14 protein-coding genes and 1 pseudogene are annotated in these 14,166 nt (G+C 70.3%); 3 read left to right on the top strand and 12 right to left on the bottom strand.

Annotated features, from left to right (window positions below; genetic code table 11):
* Positions 1-293 precede the first annotated feature (293 nt).
* Positions 294-881: a histidine phosphatase family protein gene (locus ACFE86_RS02775; protein ID WP_375453804.1), complete on the top strand. Its 588-nt coding sequence runs from the start codon at positions 294-296 to the stop codon at positions 879-881.
* A gap of 51 nt (positions 882-932) precedes the next feature.
* Here ACFE86_RS02775 and ACFE86_RS02780 read toward each other — a convergent pair whose 3' ends face one another.
* The 4 genes from ACFE86_RS02780 to ACFE86_RS02795 all read right to left on the bottom strand — a co-directional run bounded on the left by ACFE86_RS02780 (position 933) and on the right by ACFE86_RS02795 (position 3,989).
* Complete coding sequence (locus tag ACFE86_RS02780; RefSeq protein WP_375453805.1) at positions 933-1,658, bottom strand: hypothetical protein; 726 nt, start codon at positions 1,656-1,658, stop codon at positions 933-935.
* A gap of 61 nt (positions 1,659-1,719) precedes the next feature.
* Positions 1,720-2,823, bottom strand: a complete 1,104-nt coding sequence (locus ACFE86_RS02785; RefSeq protein ID WP_375453806.1) for a nickel/cobalt transporter — start codon at positions 2,821-2,823, stop codon at positions 1,720-1,722.
* Positions 2,814-3,479, bottom strand: a complete 666-nt coding sequence (locus ACFE86_RS02790) for a DUF1007 family protein (protein WP_375453807.1) — start codon at positions 3,477-3,479, stop codon at positions 2,814-2,816. Before ACFE86_RS02790 ends, ACFE86_RS02785 begins: the two co-directional genes overlap by 10 nt.
* A gap of 171 nt (positions 3,480-3,650) precedes the next feature.
* The gene (locus ACFE86_RS02795) at positions 3,651-3,989 is read right to left on the bottom strand and encodes a hypothetical protein (protein WP_375453808.1); all 339 of its coding nucleotides are present in this window, start codon (positions 3,987-3,989) and stop codon (positions 3,651-3,653) included.
* Between the two features lie 415 nt (positions 3,990-4,404).
* Here ACFE86_RS02795 and ACFE86_RS02800 point away from each other — a divergent pair, with 415 nt between their 5' ends.
* Both ACFE86_RS02800 and ACFE86_RS02805 read left to right on the top strand, forming a co-directional pair.
* A complete protein-coding gene (locus ACFE86_RS02800) occupies positions 4,405-6,762 on the top strand; it encodes an Orn/Lys/Arg decarboxylase N-terminal domain-containing protein (RefSeq protein ID WP_375453809.1) in 2,358 nt (785 codons plus the stop codon).
* Positions 6,762-7,379 (top strand): GNAT family N-acetyltransferase, encoded by a 618-nt coding sequence (locus ACFE86_RS02805; RefSeq protein ID WP_375453810.1) that lies wholly within the window; start codon positions 6,762-6,764, stop codon positions 7,377-7,379. Before ACFE86_RS02800 ends, ACFE86_RS02805 begins: the two co-directional genes overlap by 1 nt.
* 248 nt (positions 7,380-7,627) lie before the next feature.
* Here ACFE86_RS02805 and ACFE86_RS02810 read toward each other — a convergent pair whose 3' ends face one another.
* The 8 genes and pseudogenes from ACFE86_RS02810 to ACFE86_RS02845 all read right to left on the bottom strand — a co-directional run.
* The gene (locus ACFE86_RS02810) at positions 7,628-8,356 is read right to left on the bottom strand and encodes an amino acid ABC transporter ATP-binding protein (RefSeq protein WP_375453818.1); all 729 of its coding nucleotides are present in this window, start codon (positions 8,354-8,356) and stop codon (positions 7,628-7,630) included.
* A gap of 157 nt (positions 8,357-8,513) precedes the next feature.
* Entirely contained in the window at positions 8,514-9,206 is a 693-nt protein-coding gene (locus ACFE86_RS02815; protein ID WP_375453811.1) for an amino acid ABC transporter permease, read from the bottom strand.
* The gene (locus tag ACFE86_RS02820; RefSeq protein WP_375453812.1) at positions 9,206-9,928 is read right to left on the bottom strand and encodes an amino acid ABC transporter permease; all 723 of its coding nucleotides are present in this window, start codon (positions 9,926-9,928) and stop codon (positions 9,206-9,208) included. The genes ACFE86_RS02815 and ACFE86_RS02820 overlap by 1 nt, the downstream gene beginning before the upstream one ends.
* A gap of 85 nt (positions 9,929-10,013) precedes the next feature.
* The gene (locus ACFE86_RS02825; protein WP_375453819.1) at positions 10,014-10,910 is read right to left on the bottom strand and encodes an amino acid ABC transporter substrate-binding protein; all 897 of its coding nucleotides are present in this window, start codon (positions 10,908-10,910) and stop codon (positions 10,014-10,016) included.
* 541 nt (positions 10,911-11,451) lie between these two features.
* Complete coding sequence (locus ACFE86_RS02830) at positions 11,452-12,576, bottom strand: branched-chain amino acid ABC transporter substrate-binding protein (RefSeq protein WP_375453813.1); 1,125 nt, start codon at positions 12,574-12,576, stop codon at positions 11,452-11,454.
* 80 nt (positions 12,577-12,656) lie between these two features.
* On the bottom strand, positions 12,657-13,022 hold the full coding sequence (locus ACFE86_RS02835; RefSeq protein WP_375453814.1) for a DUF6867 family protein: 366 nt from the start codon (positions 13,020-13,022) through the stop codon (positions 12,657-12,659).
* Positions 13,023-13,025: 3 nt separating this feature from the next.
* Positions 13,026-13,832, bottom strand: coding sequence for an ABC transporter ATP-binding protein (locus ACFE86_RS02840; RefSeq protein WP_375453815.1), 807 nt, complete (start codon positions 13,830-13,832; stop codon positions 13,026-13,028).
* 16 nt (positions 13,833-13,848) lie between these two features.
* Positions 13,849-14,166 (bottom strand): annotated as a pseudogene (locus ACFE86_RS02845) (ABC transporter ATP-binding protein); the annotation flags it as partial.

Here is a 14,166-nt window from a genome sequence, read left to right on the forward strand (position 1 = left end):
CACCACGAACGCATCCGCGACGAGCCAACGATGTCCGGGCCGGTGCATGTCCAAGCCGGTGCATGCGATGATCCGCGTCCGCGACGCGGCGCGGTCGATCGCCTACGATGCCGGAGCCTTCAGGCTCAGGTTGGTCGGCCTGCGCGATCCGTCTCCGCCGCCGACCCGGACGGCGACGGAATCGACATGGTCCGGCGCGGCGGACGCTTCCCTGAGACCTTTCGCCCGAGACCTTTCGCCCGAGCCCCTTCCCCCGAGCCCCTTCCCCCCCAGCCAGCGAGACCGCGAGACCCATGAACGGCCCGACCCGCATCGTCTGCATCCGCCACGGCGAATCGACCTTCAACGCCGCCCACCGCGCCACCGGCCGCGACCCCGGCCACCGCGACGCCCGCCTGACCCCGCGCGGGCAGGCGCAGGCGCAGGCGGCGCGGGCGGCCCTGGCGGCGATCCCGTTCGACCTCGTCGTGACCTCGCCCCTGACCCGGGCGATCGAGACCAGCGCGATCCTGTTCGGCACGCACCCGGCCAAGCCGCGGGTTCTGGTCGAGGTGCTGCATCGTGAATGCCAGGAGAGCAGTTGCGACGTGGGCCGCGCGGCCTCCGAGATCGCCGCCGAGTTCCCGCACCTCGACGTCGGCCACGTGCCGGAGATCTGGTGGCATGCCGCGGACGGCGCCGGGATCGACGGCTACCCGGTCGAGCCGCGCCGCCTGTTCGACGGGCGCGTCGCGGCGTTCCGCGACTGGCTGCGGGCGCGACCGGAAGCGACCGTCGCGGTCGTCGGCCACGGCACCTTCTTCTTCCACCTCACCGGGATCTGGCTCGACAACTGCCAGATGGTGGAGCTCGATCCCGCGGCGGAATCCGCCGCGGCGTGACGGCGTGCGGCCGGTCCTGCCGCCGCGTCGACCGGGAGATCCACCGCGCCGTCAGGCGTGCGCGAGCGCCCGCGCCGCGTCGAGCCGGTCCCTGGCCGCGACGCGGTCGATGTCGGGCGCCCGCCGTCCGATCAGGAGCGCGGCGTCGAGGATGTCGACCGCGCGCGCCCAGGTGCCGGGCGCGAACGGGGCGGCGCCCTCGGCGATCTCGGCGGCGCAGCGCGGGTCGTCGGCCGCGCGGAGCGCCGCCGTGGCGGTGCGGGCGACGGCGGCTGCGAGCGCCCCCGCGACCCAGGCCCTGCGCCCGGCCGCCGCCTCAGCCCGCGCGCCGCCGTGCCAAGCCGCCGACCTCGCGGCGGCGAGTGCCGCCGCGAGGTCGGCGGCATCCGCGCAGGCGGCCGCGCGTCCGTGCAGGCCCGCCCGCGCCAGCAGGGGCGGCAGCAGGCGGCGGATGCTCTCGCGGGCGAGGAAGGCGGTCCGCTCGGCCTCGACGGGCGGCGCGTCGGCGGAGCCCGACAGGCGCAGGACGAAGGCCATCAGGCGGTGGCGCTCGCCGTCCGGCATCGCGTCGTTGAGCCCGAGGGCGTAGGCGCCGAGCGGGCGCGAGAAGCAGGGCGGGCAGTCGTCGCTCGACCGGATCGCCCGATAGGGCAGCCCCGCGGCGACCAGGGCCGCCTCGTTGATGCAGGTGCCGCCGTCCGGCCCCGGGAACGGGTGCGAGCCGGCCAGCAGCCGCCAGTTCAGGATGTGGTCGAACCCCGTGTCGAACCCTGTCATGCCGAACCTCGTCGCCCAGGCGGGAAGCGTGCCATGCCGGCAGCCGGATGGCGAGGGCCGATCAGCCGCCGGGGTTCAGCGCGAGGCCGAGCAGCATCGCGGCGCCGAGCACGAGCACGAAGGCCCCGGCCAGCAGTTCCAGGGCCCCGACCGCGAGCACGCCCGCCTGCCCGCGGCCGCCGGCGAGCCGCAGGGCCGCGCCTTTGGCGAAGACCGCGAGGCTCGCGAGCGCGCCGGTCGTCAGCGCGGTGCCGAGCGCCATGGCGAAGACCGCGAGGATGCCCGCCGCCGGCATGCCCTGCGCGCCGGCGAAGACCAGGAGCAGCACGGCCCCGGCGCAGGGGCGCGCGCCCGCGGCGATCACCACGCCGGCGCCCTCGCGCCACGTGTCGAGGGCTTCGAGGGCGCGGGCATCCGCCAGCGCCGCGTGGCCGCAGTCCGGGCCGCAGGCGGGCGGCGCACCGAGGGCGGCGAGCCGCCCGGCCTTGCGCCACGTCAGCGCGAGCCCGAGGAGGGCGACGAGGGCGAAGCTGACGGTCTCGATCGTGGTGCCGGCCCGCGTCATCCCGGCGGCGGTGGCGCCGAGCACGAGGCGGCCCGCGCCGACGAGGGCGACGGCGACCAGGGCCTGGAGCATGGCCGCGGCCAAGCACAGCCCGAAGCCGCGGCGCAAGGCCCGCTCGCCGGCGAAGAGATAGCCGGCGATCACGGCCTTGCCGTGCCCGGGCCCGGCCGCGTGGAACACGCCGTAGGCGAAGCCCAGCGCCACCAGGGGGCCCCGGTCGCCGCCGTCCTTCAGGGCGGACAGCGCGGCCTGGAGGTTGCGCGAGAAGCTCGACTGGACGGAAAGCAGCCAGCCGCCGAGGCCCGTCGCCGCAGGGGCGGCCTCGCGAAAACCGATGCCAAAGGGTGAGCGCGGCGGCGGGGCCGCGAGGCCGGGCGCCACGAGCCAGACGAGGGCCGACAGCAACAAAGCCGCGCCGACGATCGCCCCCGCGACGAGGGCGAGCCGCAGCGGCAGGCGCCGGCCGGCGGGCGCGACGAGCCCGGTGCCCGAGCCGGGTCGCGTCGGCAGGCCGACGCTTCGTGCGCCGAGGTCCTGGGCCTGTCGCAGGGTCTCTTCGCGAAACCGCGGGGCAGTTTTGCGAACCCTGCTCAGGGACATGCGACGAGGATTCGGTCGGCGAACTGGGCGCCGTAGCCGGAGGCCGCGGTCAGCGCCTCGAAGAACGCCTCGCTCATGCCGGGCTTGCCGGCCTCGGCGGTTTTCGGTTCGGCGGGCTTGGGCCGGGTCGCGGTCGCGGCGCAGCCGGGCGGCGCGCCGGCGAGCGTCGCGGCGTCGGTCGCCCCCGAGAGGGCGAACGCGACGAAGGCGGTCGGATCGTAGACTTCCAGGGAGACGATGCCCCGCCCTTGCGCCGCGGGCGTCCTCAGCGGCAGGCGGAAGCTCAGCGTGAGCGCGCCGCCCTCCACCGCCATCCGCGGCTCGGCCGGGTCGGCGAAGCCCTGCTCCCGGCCGCCGACCTTCAGCTTGGTGAAGTAGCCGGACGCGGCGAGGTTCGCTGTGTTCTCGGCGGCGAGATTGGCCAGTTCGTCCGGGGTGAGCTTGCCGTCGCCGTCGGCGTCGAGCCCCTGCGTGACGAAGGCCGTGTAGGCCGCGTCGAAGGTCCAGGCGTGGCGCACCGCCGCGACCCTGCCGCCCTCGTAGGCGATCTCGGCCTTCGTGGTGACCCAGACGTGCGGGTGGGCCTCGGCCGGCACGGCGGCGAAGGCCAGGACCAGCGACAAGAGAGGACGGCGGAGGATCACGGCGGTCTGCATGGGACGGAACGGACGCTCGCGGCGCGTGGTGAAAGATCCGTTAACGGTCGGCCGCGACCTTACCTCGTGGGCCGGTGGGGCGAAAGCGAGGCGTCGGCAGGACGCGGGAACCCGGCGCCGCCGTGCGGAGCCGGGTCCCGGTGTCGTCCGCCCGATGGGCGTCGGCGCCGATCAATCGGCCGCGGCGACCTCGACGACGTCGCCGCGGCGCGAGAAGGCGACCGTGGTCTCGCGGCCGCCGGCGTCGAGCGTGCCCGGCACCGAGAGGGTGACGGTCTGGTCGGCGTTCAGCGTGGTGACGAGGCGCACGACCGGGGTGTGCTCGCCGTCGGCGTCGAGCGGGGTCAGGGTCGCGACCATGCGGTAGCCGTTCGCGGTGGCGGTGTAGTAGATCGAGCCGCGATAGGTGCCGAGATCGACCGAGCTGGCCCTGGCCGGCTTCAGCTCGACGGCGGAGGCCGAGGCGACGGAGACGGCGAGGGCAGCTAGGGCGTAGGTGAGCGAGCGCATGGGACGTCCTGTGCGGTACCTGTCCGCCGGGCGTGTCCGGACGGAGAGCCGGTTGCACCGGGAGACCGCACGATGGCCGATCCATGTTGCGCTGCACAGCTCGGTTTTGTGCATTGCAAAAATGCGTTGGACGCATAGATCGTGCGCCGTCGCACGTGAGCCGGCAGCATAGCGCATGGGACTGCGTCGCCGTGCTGCGGATTCCGTTTTTCCTGCCGATCCGCGATGGCTTGAGAAGGACGCGGCGCCGCAACCCTGCGCCGCTCCGGTCGTCGGCGACGCTTCGCGGCGGACGGCCGGGCGAGCCGTGGCGATACGGGCGGCGCGCTCGCGCATGGGCCGAGCTTCCGCGTCGTCATCCAACCGTCACGAACGCGCCGCACGGGTGCGCCCAACCGCCAGGCAGAGGCCCGCCATGGATTTTCACCGCCGCTTCACCGTGCTGATGTGCGCGCCGGCCTTCGACCCGGACGACCTGGAGGGCGTGCGCGTCGCCCAGATCGTGAAGGCGGTCGAGGGGCGGGGCTTCGAGGTGATCCGGGCGCGGCGCGTCGAGGACGCGGCGATCGCCGTCCAGACCGACGCCGCCATCGGCTGCATGGTGGTCGATTGGGGCAAGCGCGGGCTGGACGGCAGGGCGGCGGCGCTGATCGACATGATGCGCCGGCGCGGCCTCGAGATGCCGATCGTCATCCTGGTCCGCCGCAAGCGCCTGGAGGACATACCCGTCGAACTGCTCGACTTCATCGACGGCTACATCTTCCTCGCCGAGGAGACGCCCGAGTTCATCGCCCGCGGGCTGGTGAGCCGGGTGACGCAATACGCCGAGACCCTGAAGACGCCGTTCTTCGGCGCGCTCGTCGACTATGCCGAGAAGGGCAACCAGCTCTGGACCTGCCCGGGTCACAACGGCGGCATCTTCTACAATCGCTCGCCGATCGGCCGCATCTTCGTCGAGCACCTCGGCGAAGCGATTTTTCGCGATGATCTGGACAATTCGGTTCTCGACCTCGGCGACCTCCTGACCCACGAAGGGCCGGCGCTGAGGGCGCAGAAGGAGGCCGCGATCATCTTCGGGGCGGAAAAGACCTACTTCGTCCTCAACGGCACCTCGGCCTCGAACAAGATCGTGCTGGGGTCCCTGGTGGCCGAGGGCGACCTCGTGCTGTTCGACCGCAACAACCACAAGGCCGCCCACCACGGCGCGCTGATGCTCGCCGGCGGCATCCCGATCTTCCTGGAGACCGACCGCAACGCCCACGGGCTGATCGGCCCGATCTACCACGAGGCCCTGGACGAGGCCGCGATCCGCGAGAAGATCCGGCGCAATCCGCTCGTGGAGGACGCCGACGCATGGCGGCGCGAGCGGCCGTTCCGCGTCGCGGTGATCGAGCAGTGCACCTACGACGGCACGATCCACGACGCGCAAGGGATCGTCGCCCGGATCGGGCACCTGTGCGACTACATCCTGTTCGACGAGGCCTGGGCCGGCTTCATGAAGTTCCACCCGCTCTACGCCGGCCGCTTCGCCATGGGGCTGAAGGGTCTCGACGCGACCTCGCCCGGCATCATCGCCACGCAATCGACCCACAAGCAGCTCGCGAGCTTCAGCCAAGCCTCGCAGATCCACACCAAGGACGCCCACATCCGCGGGCAGACGCGGCGCGTCGAGCACCGCCGCCTCAACGAGAGCTTCCTCGTCCACGCCTCCACGTCGCCGTTCTATCCCCTGTTCGCCTCCCTCGACGTCGGCGCGCAGATGATGAAGGGCCGCTCCGGCATGATCCTGTGGGACGACACGATCCGCCTCGGGATCGAATGGCGCAAGAAGGTCCGCGCCATCCGCCGCGAGTTCGAGGAGAAGGAGGCCGACCCGGGCCGGCGCTGGTTCTTCGATCCCTTCGTCCCCGACGTGACGACCGGCCCGGACGGCGCCGAGGTGCCGTGGGAGAGCCTGTCCACCGACGCGCTCGCCTCCGACCCGAGGCATTGGGCGCTGGCGCCCGGCGCGCGCTGGCACGGCTTCACCCATGTCGGCCCGGACTCGGCGCCGGGCTACGCGATGACCGACCCGAACAAGCTCACCGTGCTCACCCCCGGCTTCGACCGCGCGACCGGCACATACGCCGATCACGGCGTGCCCGCCCCGATCGTCGCGCAGTACCTGCGCGAGAACCGGATCGTAGCTGAGAAGAACGACCTCAACTCGCTGCTCTTCCTGCTCACCCCCGGCGTCGAATCCTCAAAAGCCGGCACGCTGATCTCGGGGCTCGTCGCCTTCAAGCGCCTGCACGACGACAACGTGCTGCTCGACGACGCGATGCCGGACTTCGTGCGCCGCCGCCCGAACCGCTACCGGGGCGTGCGCCTGCGCGACCTCTGCGCCGACCTGCACGCCTTCCACCGCGAGGCCGGCACCAGCGCCCTCCAGCGCAAGCAGTTCGAGCCGGGCCACCTGCCCGAGATGGTAATGCTGCCGAAAGCCGCGGCGCAGATGCTGACGCGCAACCACGTCGACTTCGTGCCGATCGCGGAAGCCGAGGGCCGCGTGGCGACGACCTTGCTTCTGGTCTACCCGCCGGGCATCGGCACGGTGCTGCCGGGCGAGCGGATCGACGCGCGAGCGAAACCCATGCTGGACTACTTTAAGATGTTCGAGGCCTCCGCCAACCTGTTTCCCGGCTTCGAGGCCGAGATCCAGGGCGTCTACCGGCAGGTCGAGGCGGACGGTCAGATCCGATTCCACACCTACGTCATGCGCGAGGCGCGCTGATGGAGGACGTGTTGGCGGCCGCCGCGGCCTGCGCCGACATCGTGATCCGTCCCTCTTCCGACGCGGACGTCGCCGCGATGGTGGCGATCTACGAGCACCACATCCGCCGCGGCGTCGGCGATGTCGGCGAGTACGAGGAGGAGCGGCTGTTTCCCGACGACCTCCGGCGTCGGCGCAAGGCGATGCGCAAGCACCGGCTCCCGCACCTCGTCGCCGACCGGAACGGGATGGTGGCGGGCTACGCCTACGCCGTGCCGTTCCGCAAGCGCCCGGCCTACCGCTACACCCTCAAGCACTCGATCTACGTCCACCCCGAACACCTGCATGCCGGGATTGGCCGCCGCCTGCTGCCGGCGCTGATCGAGGCCTGCGCCGCCGGCGGCTACCGCCAGATGATCGGCTACATCGATTCCGAGAACGCCGCGTCCCTGGGCCTGCACGAGGCCTGCGGCTTCGTCCGCGTCGGTCACCTGCCCGCGGTCGGCTACAAGTACGGCCGCTGGAGCGACAGCGTGATGGTGCAATGCCCGCTGGGCTCGGGGTCCGACGACCAGCCCTCGACGTGGCGCAAGCCCGTGGAGGCCTTGATCGCAGGGCACGACGGGACGGGGACGTAGTTTTCGCCGGGTTCACTGCGGGAGGCGGTCCAAGTTGGGCACGCCGACCGATGTCCCCGACGCGCCCTCCCTCCCCCCTCTGCGGAGGAGGATGGCCCTCGCGTGAGCGAGGGTCGGGAGAGGGAAGCGCGCTATCTGGAAGCGTCGCTCCCCTCTCCCGACCCGCTTCGCGGGCCACCCTCTCCCGCAGAAGCGAGAGGGACGAGCGCGCCACAGGGATTGCGGCAACAGGTCCGGCTAACCTTCGGTCAGTGCTGCAGGATCTTCGACAAAAACTGCTGCGCGCGCTCGCTGCGCGGCTGGCCGAAGAAGTCCTCCTTGCGCGCATCCTCGACGATCTCGCCGCGGTCCATGAAGATCACCCGGTCGGCCACTTTCCGGGCAAAACCCATCTCGTGGGTCACGACCATCATGGTCATGCCCTCCTTGGCCAGTTGCACCATCACGTCGAGCACCTCGCCGACCATCTCCGGGTCGAGCGCCGAGGTCGGCTCGTCGAACAGCATCACCACCGGGTTCATGGCCAGCGCGCGGGCGATCGCGACGCGCTGCTGCTGGCCGCCGGAGAGCTGGCCGGGAAATTTCTTGGCGTGCGCCGAGAGCCCGACCCGCGCCAGCAGGTCGAGGCCGCGCTGGTGCGCCTCCTCCTTCGAGCGGCCGAGCACCTTGCGCTGGGCGACCGTGAGGTTCTCGGTGATCGAGAGGTGCGGGAACAGCTCGAAGTGCTGGAACACCATGCCGACCCGCGAGCGGAGCTTGGGCAGGTCGGTGGCCTTGTCCACGACCTTGGTGTCGTTGACGGTGATCTGGCCCTTCTGGATCGGCTCCAGGGCGTTGACGCACTTGATCAGGGTCGACTTGCCCGAGCCCGACGGGCCGCACACCACGACGACCTCGCCCTTGGCGACCTGCGTGGTGCAGTTCGTCAGCACCTGGAAGTCGCCGTACCATTTGCTGACGCCGTCGATGGCGATCATCGGCGTGCCGGTCGCGGTGACCGGCGGCGGGCCGGCGAGCGGCCCTTTCTGGAAGCCGGCATCGCCGGGCGCCACGGAGGCGGGCGCGACGGGGATCGTGATGGTCGGGGCCGGCATCGGCGTCGAGGTCATGGCGCGGTCCCTTCAGGATCGGACGTCAGCGGATGATGGCGACGCGGCTCTGGAGCCGCCGCACCAGGAACGAGGCCGAGAAGCAGACGGCGAAGTAGACCAGCGCCGCGAACAGGTACATCTCGACGAGGCGTCCGTCGCGCTGGGCGATCTTCGAGGCGGCGCCGAGGAAGTCGGTGAGCGAGAGCACGTAGACGAGCGAGGTGTCCTGGAACAGGACGATGGTCTGGGTCAGCAGCAGCGGCAGCATGTTGCGGAACGCCTGCGGCAGCACGACGGTGAGCATCGTCTGCGCGTAGGTCATGCCGAGCGCGTAGGCCGCGCCGGTCTGGCCCTTGGGGATCGACTGGATGCCCGCGCGCATGATCTCGGAGAAGTAGGCCGCCTCGAACAGCGTGAAGGTGATCAGCGCCGAGGCGAAGGCGCCGACCTGGATCGGCCGCGAGGCGCCGGTGACGTAGGCGCCGAGATACGGCACCAGGAAGTAGAACCAGAAGATCACCAGCACGAGCGGCAGCGAGCGCATCAGCTCGACGTAGACCTTGGCTACGTGCTTGAGGCCCGGCACGCCCGACAACCGCGCCATCGCGAGCAATGTGCCGAGCACCACGCCCATGCCGGCGGCGAGCGCCGTCAGCGTGACGGTGAAGACCATGCCCTGGCCGAACAGGTAGGGCAGCGATCCGAAGACGACGCCGAAATCGAAGTTCGAGAACATCAACGCTGCCCGGGAACCGCCACGCCGCGCTCGAGCAGAGACGCGAGCAGGATGACGACGAGGTTGATCAGGACGTAGAGGATCGTCGCCGCGGTGAAGGCCTCGAACACCTGGAACGAGAATTCCTGCATCGAGCGCGCGCGCGCCGTCAGTTCGAGCAGGCCGATGGTCAGCGCGACGGAGGTGTTCTTAAGGTTGTTCAGGAACTCCGAGGTCATCGGCGGCAGGATGACCCGGTAGGCGTTCGGCAACAGTACGTAGCGGTAGGTCTGCGCCACCGTGAAGCCCATCGCCGTGCCGGCCAGCCGCTGGCCGCGCGGGAGCGACTGGATGCCGGCGCGGACCTGCTCGGCAACGCGCGACGCCGTGAAGAACCCGAGGCAGATCACGCCGGTGTAGAACGGCGCGTTCGGCAACTGCTTCAGCGCGTTGCCCCAGGATTGCGGCAGCAGTTCCGGCAGCACGAAGTACCACAGGAACATCTGCACGAGCAGGGGGATGTTGCGGAACAGCTCGACGTAGGCCGTGCCGACGGCGTTGGCCGCCTTCGACGGCAGGGTGCGCATGACGCCGATCAGCGATCCGAGGGTGAAGGCGATGGCCCAGGAGCAGAGCGCCGTGACGACCGTCCAGAGGAGGCCCGACAGCAGCATGTCGGCGTAGCTGCCGGTGCCTTCGGGCGAGGCATCGAAGAAGATGCGCCAGTTCCAGTTGTAGTTCATCGCCCGCGCTTCACCGCTCGTTCTTCGTTGGATCGGCGTCTCGGGTCCCGGCGGGCGTTGCCCGCCGGGACCCGCGGACGGGACGTCAGTAGACGGCCGGATCGGCGCTGTCGCTCGGGCTCTTGAACTGCTTGGCCATCGCCTCGCTCATCGGGAGCTTGAGGTTGATGCCCCGCGGCGGGATCGGCTTCTCGAACCACTTGGCGTAGAGCGCCTTGCCCTCGGCGCTCTCGTAGAGCGCCTTGGTCGCGGCATCGGCCACCGCCTTGAACGGCGCGTCGTCCTTGCGCAGCATGATGCCGTAGGGCTCGGGCTTCGACAGTGCCTCGGTCGAGATCTCGTAGGCGTCCGGCGTCTTCGAGCCGGCGACCAGCGAGGCGAGCAGCACATCGTCCATCACGAAGGCGACGGCGCGGCCGGTCTCGACCATCAGGAACGCCTCGGCGTGGTCCTTGGCCGGCAGGATCGTCAGGCCCATGCTCTTTGCGGTGTTGGCCTCGTTGATCTGCTTGATGTTGGTCGTGCCCGAGGTCGAGACCACGGTCTTGCCCTTGAGGTCGTCGATGGTGTGGAGCTTGGCGTCCTTCTTCGAGACGTAGCGCGTCGCCGTCAGGAAGTGGGTGTTGGTGAAGGCCGCCTGCTTCTGGCGGTCGAGGTTGTTCGTCGTCGAGCCGCATTCGAGGTCGATCGTGCCGTTGGCGATCAGGGGGATGCGGGTTGCCGACTCGACCGGGTTGAACTTCACCTCCATCTTGTCGAGCTTGAGGCTCGCCTTCACCGCGTCGGCGATCTTCATGCAGATCTCCATCGCGTAGCCGACCGGCTTCTGGTCGCCGTCGAGGTAGGAGAACGGCACGGACGAGCTGCGGTAGCTGATCGTGATCGAGCCCGTCTCCTTCACCTTCTTCAGGGTGCCGGTGAGCTCCTCGGCCTGGGCGCCGGCGGCGAGCAGCGAGACGCCGAAGGCGAGGCCAGCGACGATCCCGCGACGATCGAGATAGGATTGCGTCAAGACGAAACTCCCGGAACGGGCCGCAGCGATCGCGGCGTGTGGTGGACGCGCAGCGGGCGGCCGGCTGTGACCGCACCTCTGCAATGATGGTGCCGGATCGGCGGGATGGGGTGCAAGCTTGGCGGATTTGCCGGGGACATGCCGGTCCCCCTGCCCGGCCGGCCGCCACGGACGGCCGGCGCCGCGGCGCGCGGCATGCTTGCGCGACCGCAAGCCCGGATCGTCCTCCGGTCGTGCGGGATGTCCGGCACGGCCGGCACCTGCGAAATTTCGGCGTTCAAGCATCCCACCCGAATGTCGATCCGAACCGTCGGAGCCGGGCGTTGTCCGCCCGTGCTCCGCGCAGTGTGCACGATTTCTGGGCGGACGCATGGGAATTCCGGATACCGGCATCGAATCTGCTTGCAAAGCCGCCAATCTGTCTCGGGCTCCGGGCAGGAAAAAGCCGCCCCGCGGGGTGCGGGGCGGCTCGGTTTCGGGCGCGCCGCGATGCGGCTACCTGGCGATGCAACTACTTGGCGATCTCGTTGCCGGTGTAGTCGACGTTGCCGGCGGCGTTCTTCTTCCAGGCGTAGAGGACGTAGTCCGGCCGGGTGATGTCGCCCTTCTTGTCGTAGGCGATGTCGCCGATCACGGTCGGCGTCGGCTTGCCCTGGCGCAGGTAGTCGGCGAGCTTCTTGCCGTCCGTGGAGCCGGTCTCCTCGATCGCCTTCTTCAGGATCTGGACGGCGGCGTAGGCGTAGAGGGTGTAGGCCTCTGGGTCGATGTTCTTGGCCTTGAAGGCCGCGACCGCATCCTTGGCCGCCGGGTTCTTGCGCGCGTCAGGGGCGAAGGTCATCAGCGAGCCATCGGTGCCGGGGCCGCCGATCTGCGCGAACTCCTTGTCGGCGATGCCGTCGCCGCCCATCAGCGGGGCCTTCAGGCCCTGGTCGCGCATCTGGCGGATCAGCAGGCCGGCCTCGGCGAAGACGCCGCCGTAGTAGACGATGTCGATGTTGGCCTGCTTGAGCTTCGACACCAGCGCGGAGAGGTCCTTCTCGCCGGGGTTGATGCCCTCGTAGAGCACGTCCTTGCCGCCCTTGACTTTCAGCGCCTTCAGGGTCTCGTCGGCCAGCCCCTTGCCGTAGGGCGTCTTGTCGTGGACGAAGGCGATCTTCTTGCCCTTGTACTTGGCGGCGAGGTAGTCGCCGGCGACCGCCCCCTGCTGGTCGTCGCGGCCGCAGGTGCGGAAGGTGTTCCACATCCCGCGCTCGGTGAACTTCACGTTGGTCGAGGCCGGCGTGATCTGGATGATGCCGGCGTCCTGGTAGACGTCGGAGGCCGGAATCGAGACGCCGGAGTTGAAGTCGCCGACCACCATCTTCACGCCTTCCGAGGCGAACTTGTTGGCCACCGACACGCCCTGCTTGGGGTCCGAGGCGTCGTCGCCGGACGAGAGCACGAGCTTCTGGCCCTTGATGCCGCCGGCCTTGTTGATGTCCTCGACGGCCTGGGTGGTGCCGTTCTTCAACTGCGCGCCGAAGGCCGCGTTCGGGCCGGTGATCGGTGCCGCGACGCCGATCTTGATGTCGGCGGCGTGCGCCTGCCCGTAGGCCATCATGCCGAGCGCGAGGCCCGCCAGAAGTATCGCTCTCATCCCTTGTCCCCTTCGTTGTCCGATTCCGGATACCGCACGCCGCGCAAGAATCGTGCTTTCGCGCCGCGTGCGGGCGGCGATCATGGCTCACCCGGCGCCGTTTCGCGAGCGCGCCACGTCAGCGGAGAGGTCCGCTCGTAGAGCCAGCGATACTGCGTCGTCATCTGCCGCGTCCGGGTCCAGCGATAGCCCGCCGCGCCGACGATCATGACGACGACGGCATCGACCGCATAGTAGTGCGGCGACGCGAGCGTGCCGTTAAACAGCGCGAAGTGGATGAAGCGCACCACCGCCGCGACGGCCAGCAGCGCCGGCACGATCTGCCAGAACGGCCGCCACGCCTTGGCCAGCCCGCGCGCCGCCATCCACCCGGCCCAGCCGCCCATCGCCACGGTGACGAGGAGGAACAGGCCGATCGCATCCTCCTCGTAGATCAACCCTTGCATCGCTCACACCTCCGCCGGGGCGGCGTGGCCGCCCTCGAGGTAGGCGGCCTTGATCGCAGGGTCGGCGAGCAGCGCGCGGCCCGTGCCGCTCATGGTGATGCGCCCGTTGACGAGCACGTAGCCGCGGTGGGCGAGCTTCAGCGCGTGGTAGGCGTTCTGCTCGACGAGGAAGATCGTCATGCCGTCCTGCCGGTTGAGGTCGCGCACCGCGTCGAAGATGCCCTTCACCACCAGCGGCGCCAGCCCGAGCGACGGCTCGTCCAGCAGCAGCAGGCGCGGCCGGCTCATCAGCGCGCGGGCGATGGCGAGCATCTGCTGCTCGCCGCCGGACATGGTGCCGGCGCGCTGGGTCAGGCGCTCCTTCAGGCGCGGGAACAGGGCGCAGACCCGCTCCAGGTCCCGCGCGAAGTGCTGGCCGGCCTGGAGCGCCGCGCCCATCTGCAGGTTCTCGTAGACGCTCATGCGCGGAAAAACGCGCCGCCCCTCCGGCGACTGCGCGATGGCAAGGCGTGCGATCGCGTGGGTCGGCATCCGGGTGATGTCGCGGCCGTCGTAGGTGATCGTGCCCGCCCTGGCCTGGGGCGCGCCGAAGATTGTCATCATCAGGGTCGACTTGCCGGCCCCGTTCGCGCCGATAAGCGTGACGATCTCGCCCTCGCTCACGTCGAGGTCGACGCCGCGCAACGCCGCGACGCTGCCGTAGTAGGTCGAGACGCCGCGCACCGAGAGCAGCGTCGTCTTCGCCCCGGCCTTCCCGGCCGCGAGGGCGCGGGTCTCCTCGACGAGGACGTTGATGCCGGCGACGCTCACGCTTTCATCCCCGTGCTCAAGCCTCGACCTCCAGGTGGGTCACGGCGAGGCCGACCTCGGCATCGACCGCCTCGACCTCCTCGTCCTCGACGCCGAGATAGGCGGCGATCACCTTCGGGTCGGCGCGCACGGCGCCCGGCGTGCCGTCGGCGATCTTCACGCCGTAATCGAGCACGACGACGTGGTCGGAGATCTCCATCACCACCGACATGTCGTGCTCGATCAGGAGAACCGAGGTATCGTGCGCGTCGCGGATGTCGCGCAGGAGCGCGTTCAGCTCTCCGCTCTCGCGCGGGTTGAGGCCGGCGGCCGGCTCGTCGAGGCAGAGCAGCAC

Origin of the sequence: uncultured Methylobacterium sp., assembly GCF_964244095.1 — a bacterium.
Lineage (GTDB): Bacteria > Pseudomonadota > Alphaproteobacteria > Rhizobiales > Beijerinckiaceae > Methylobacterium.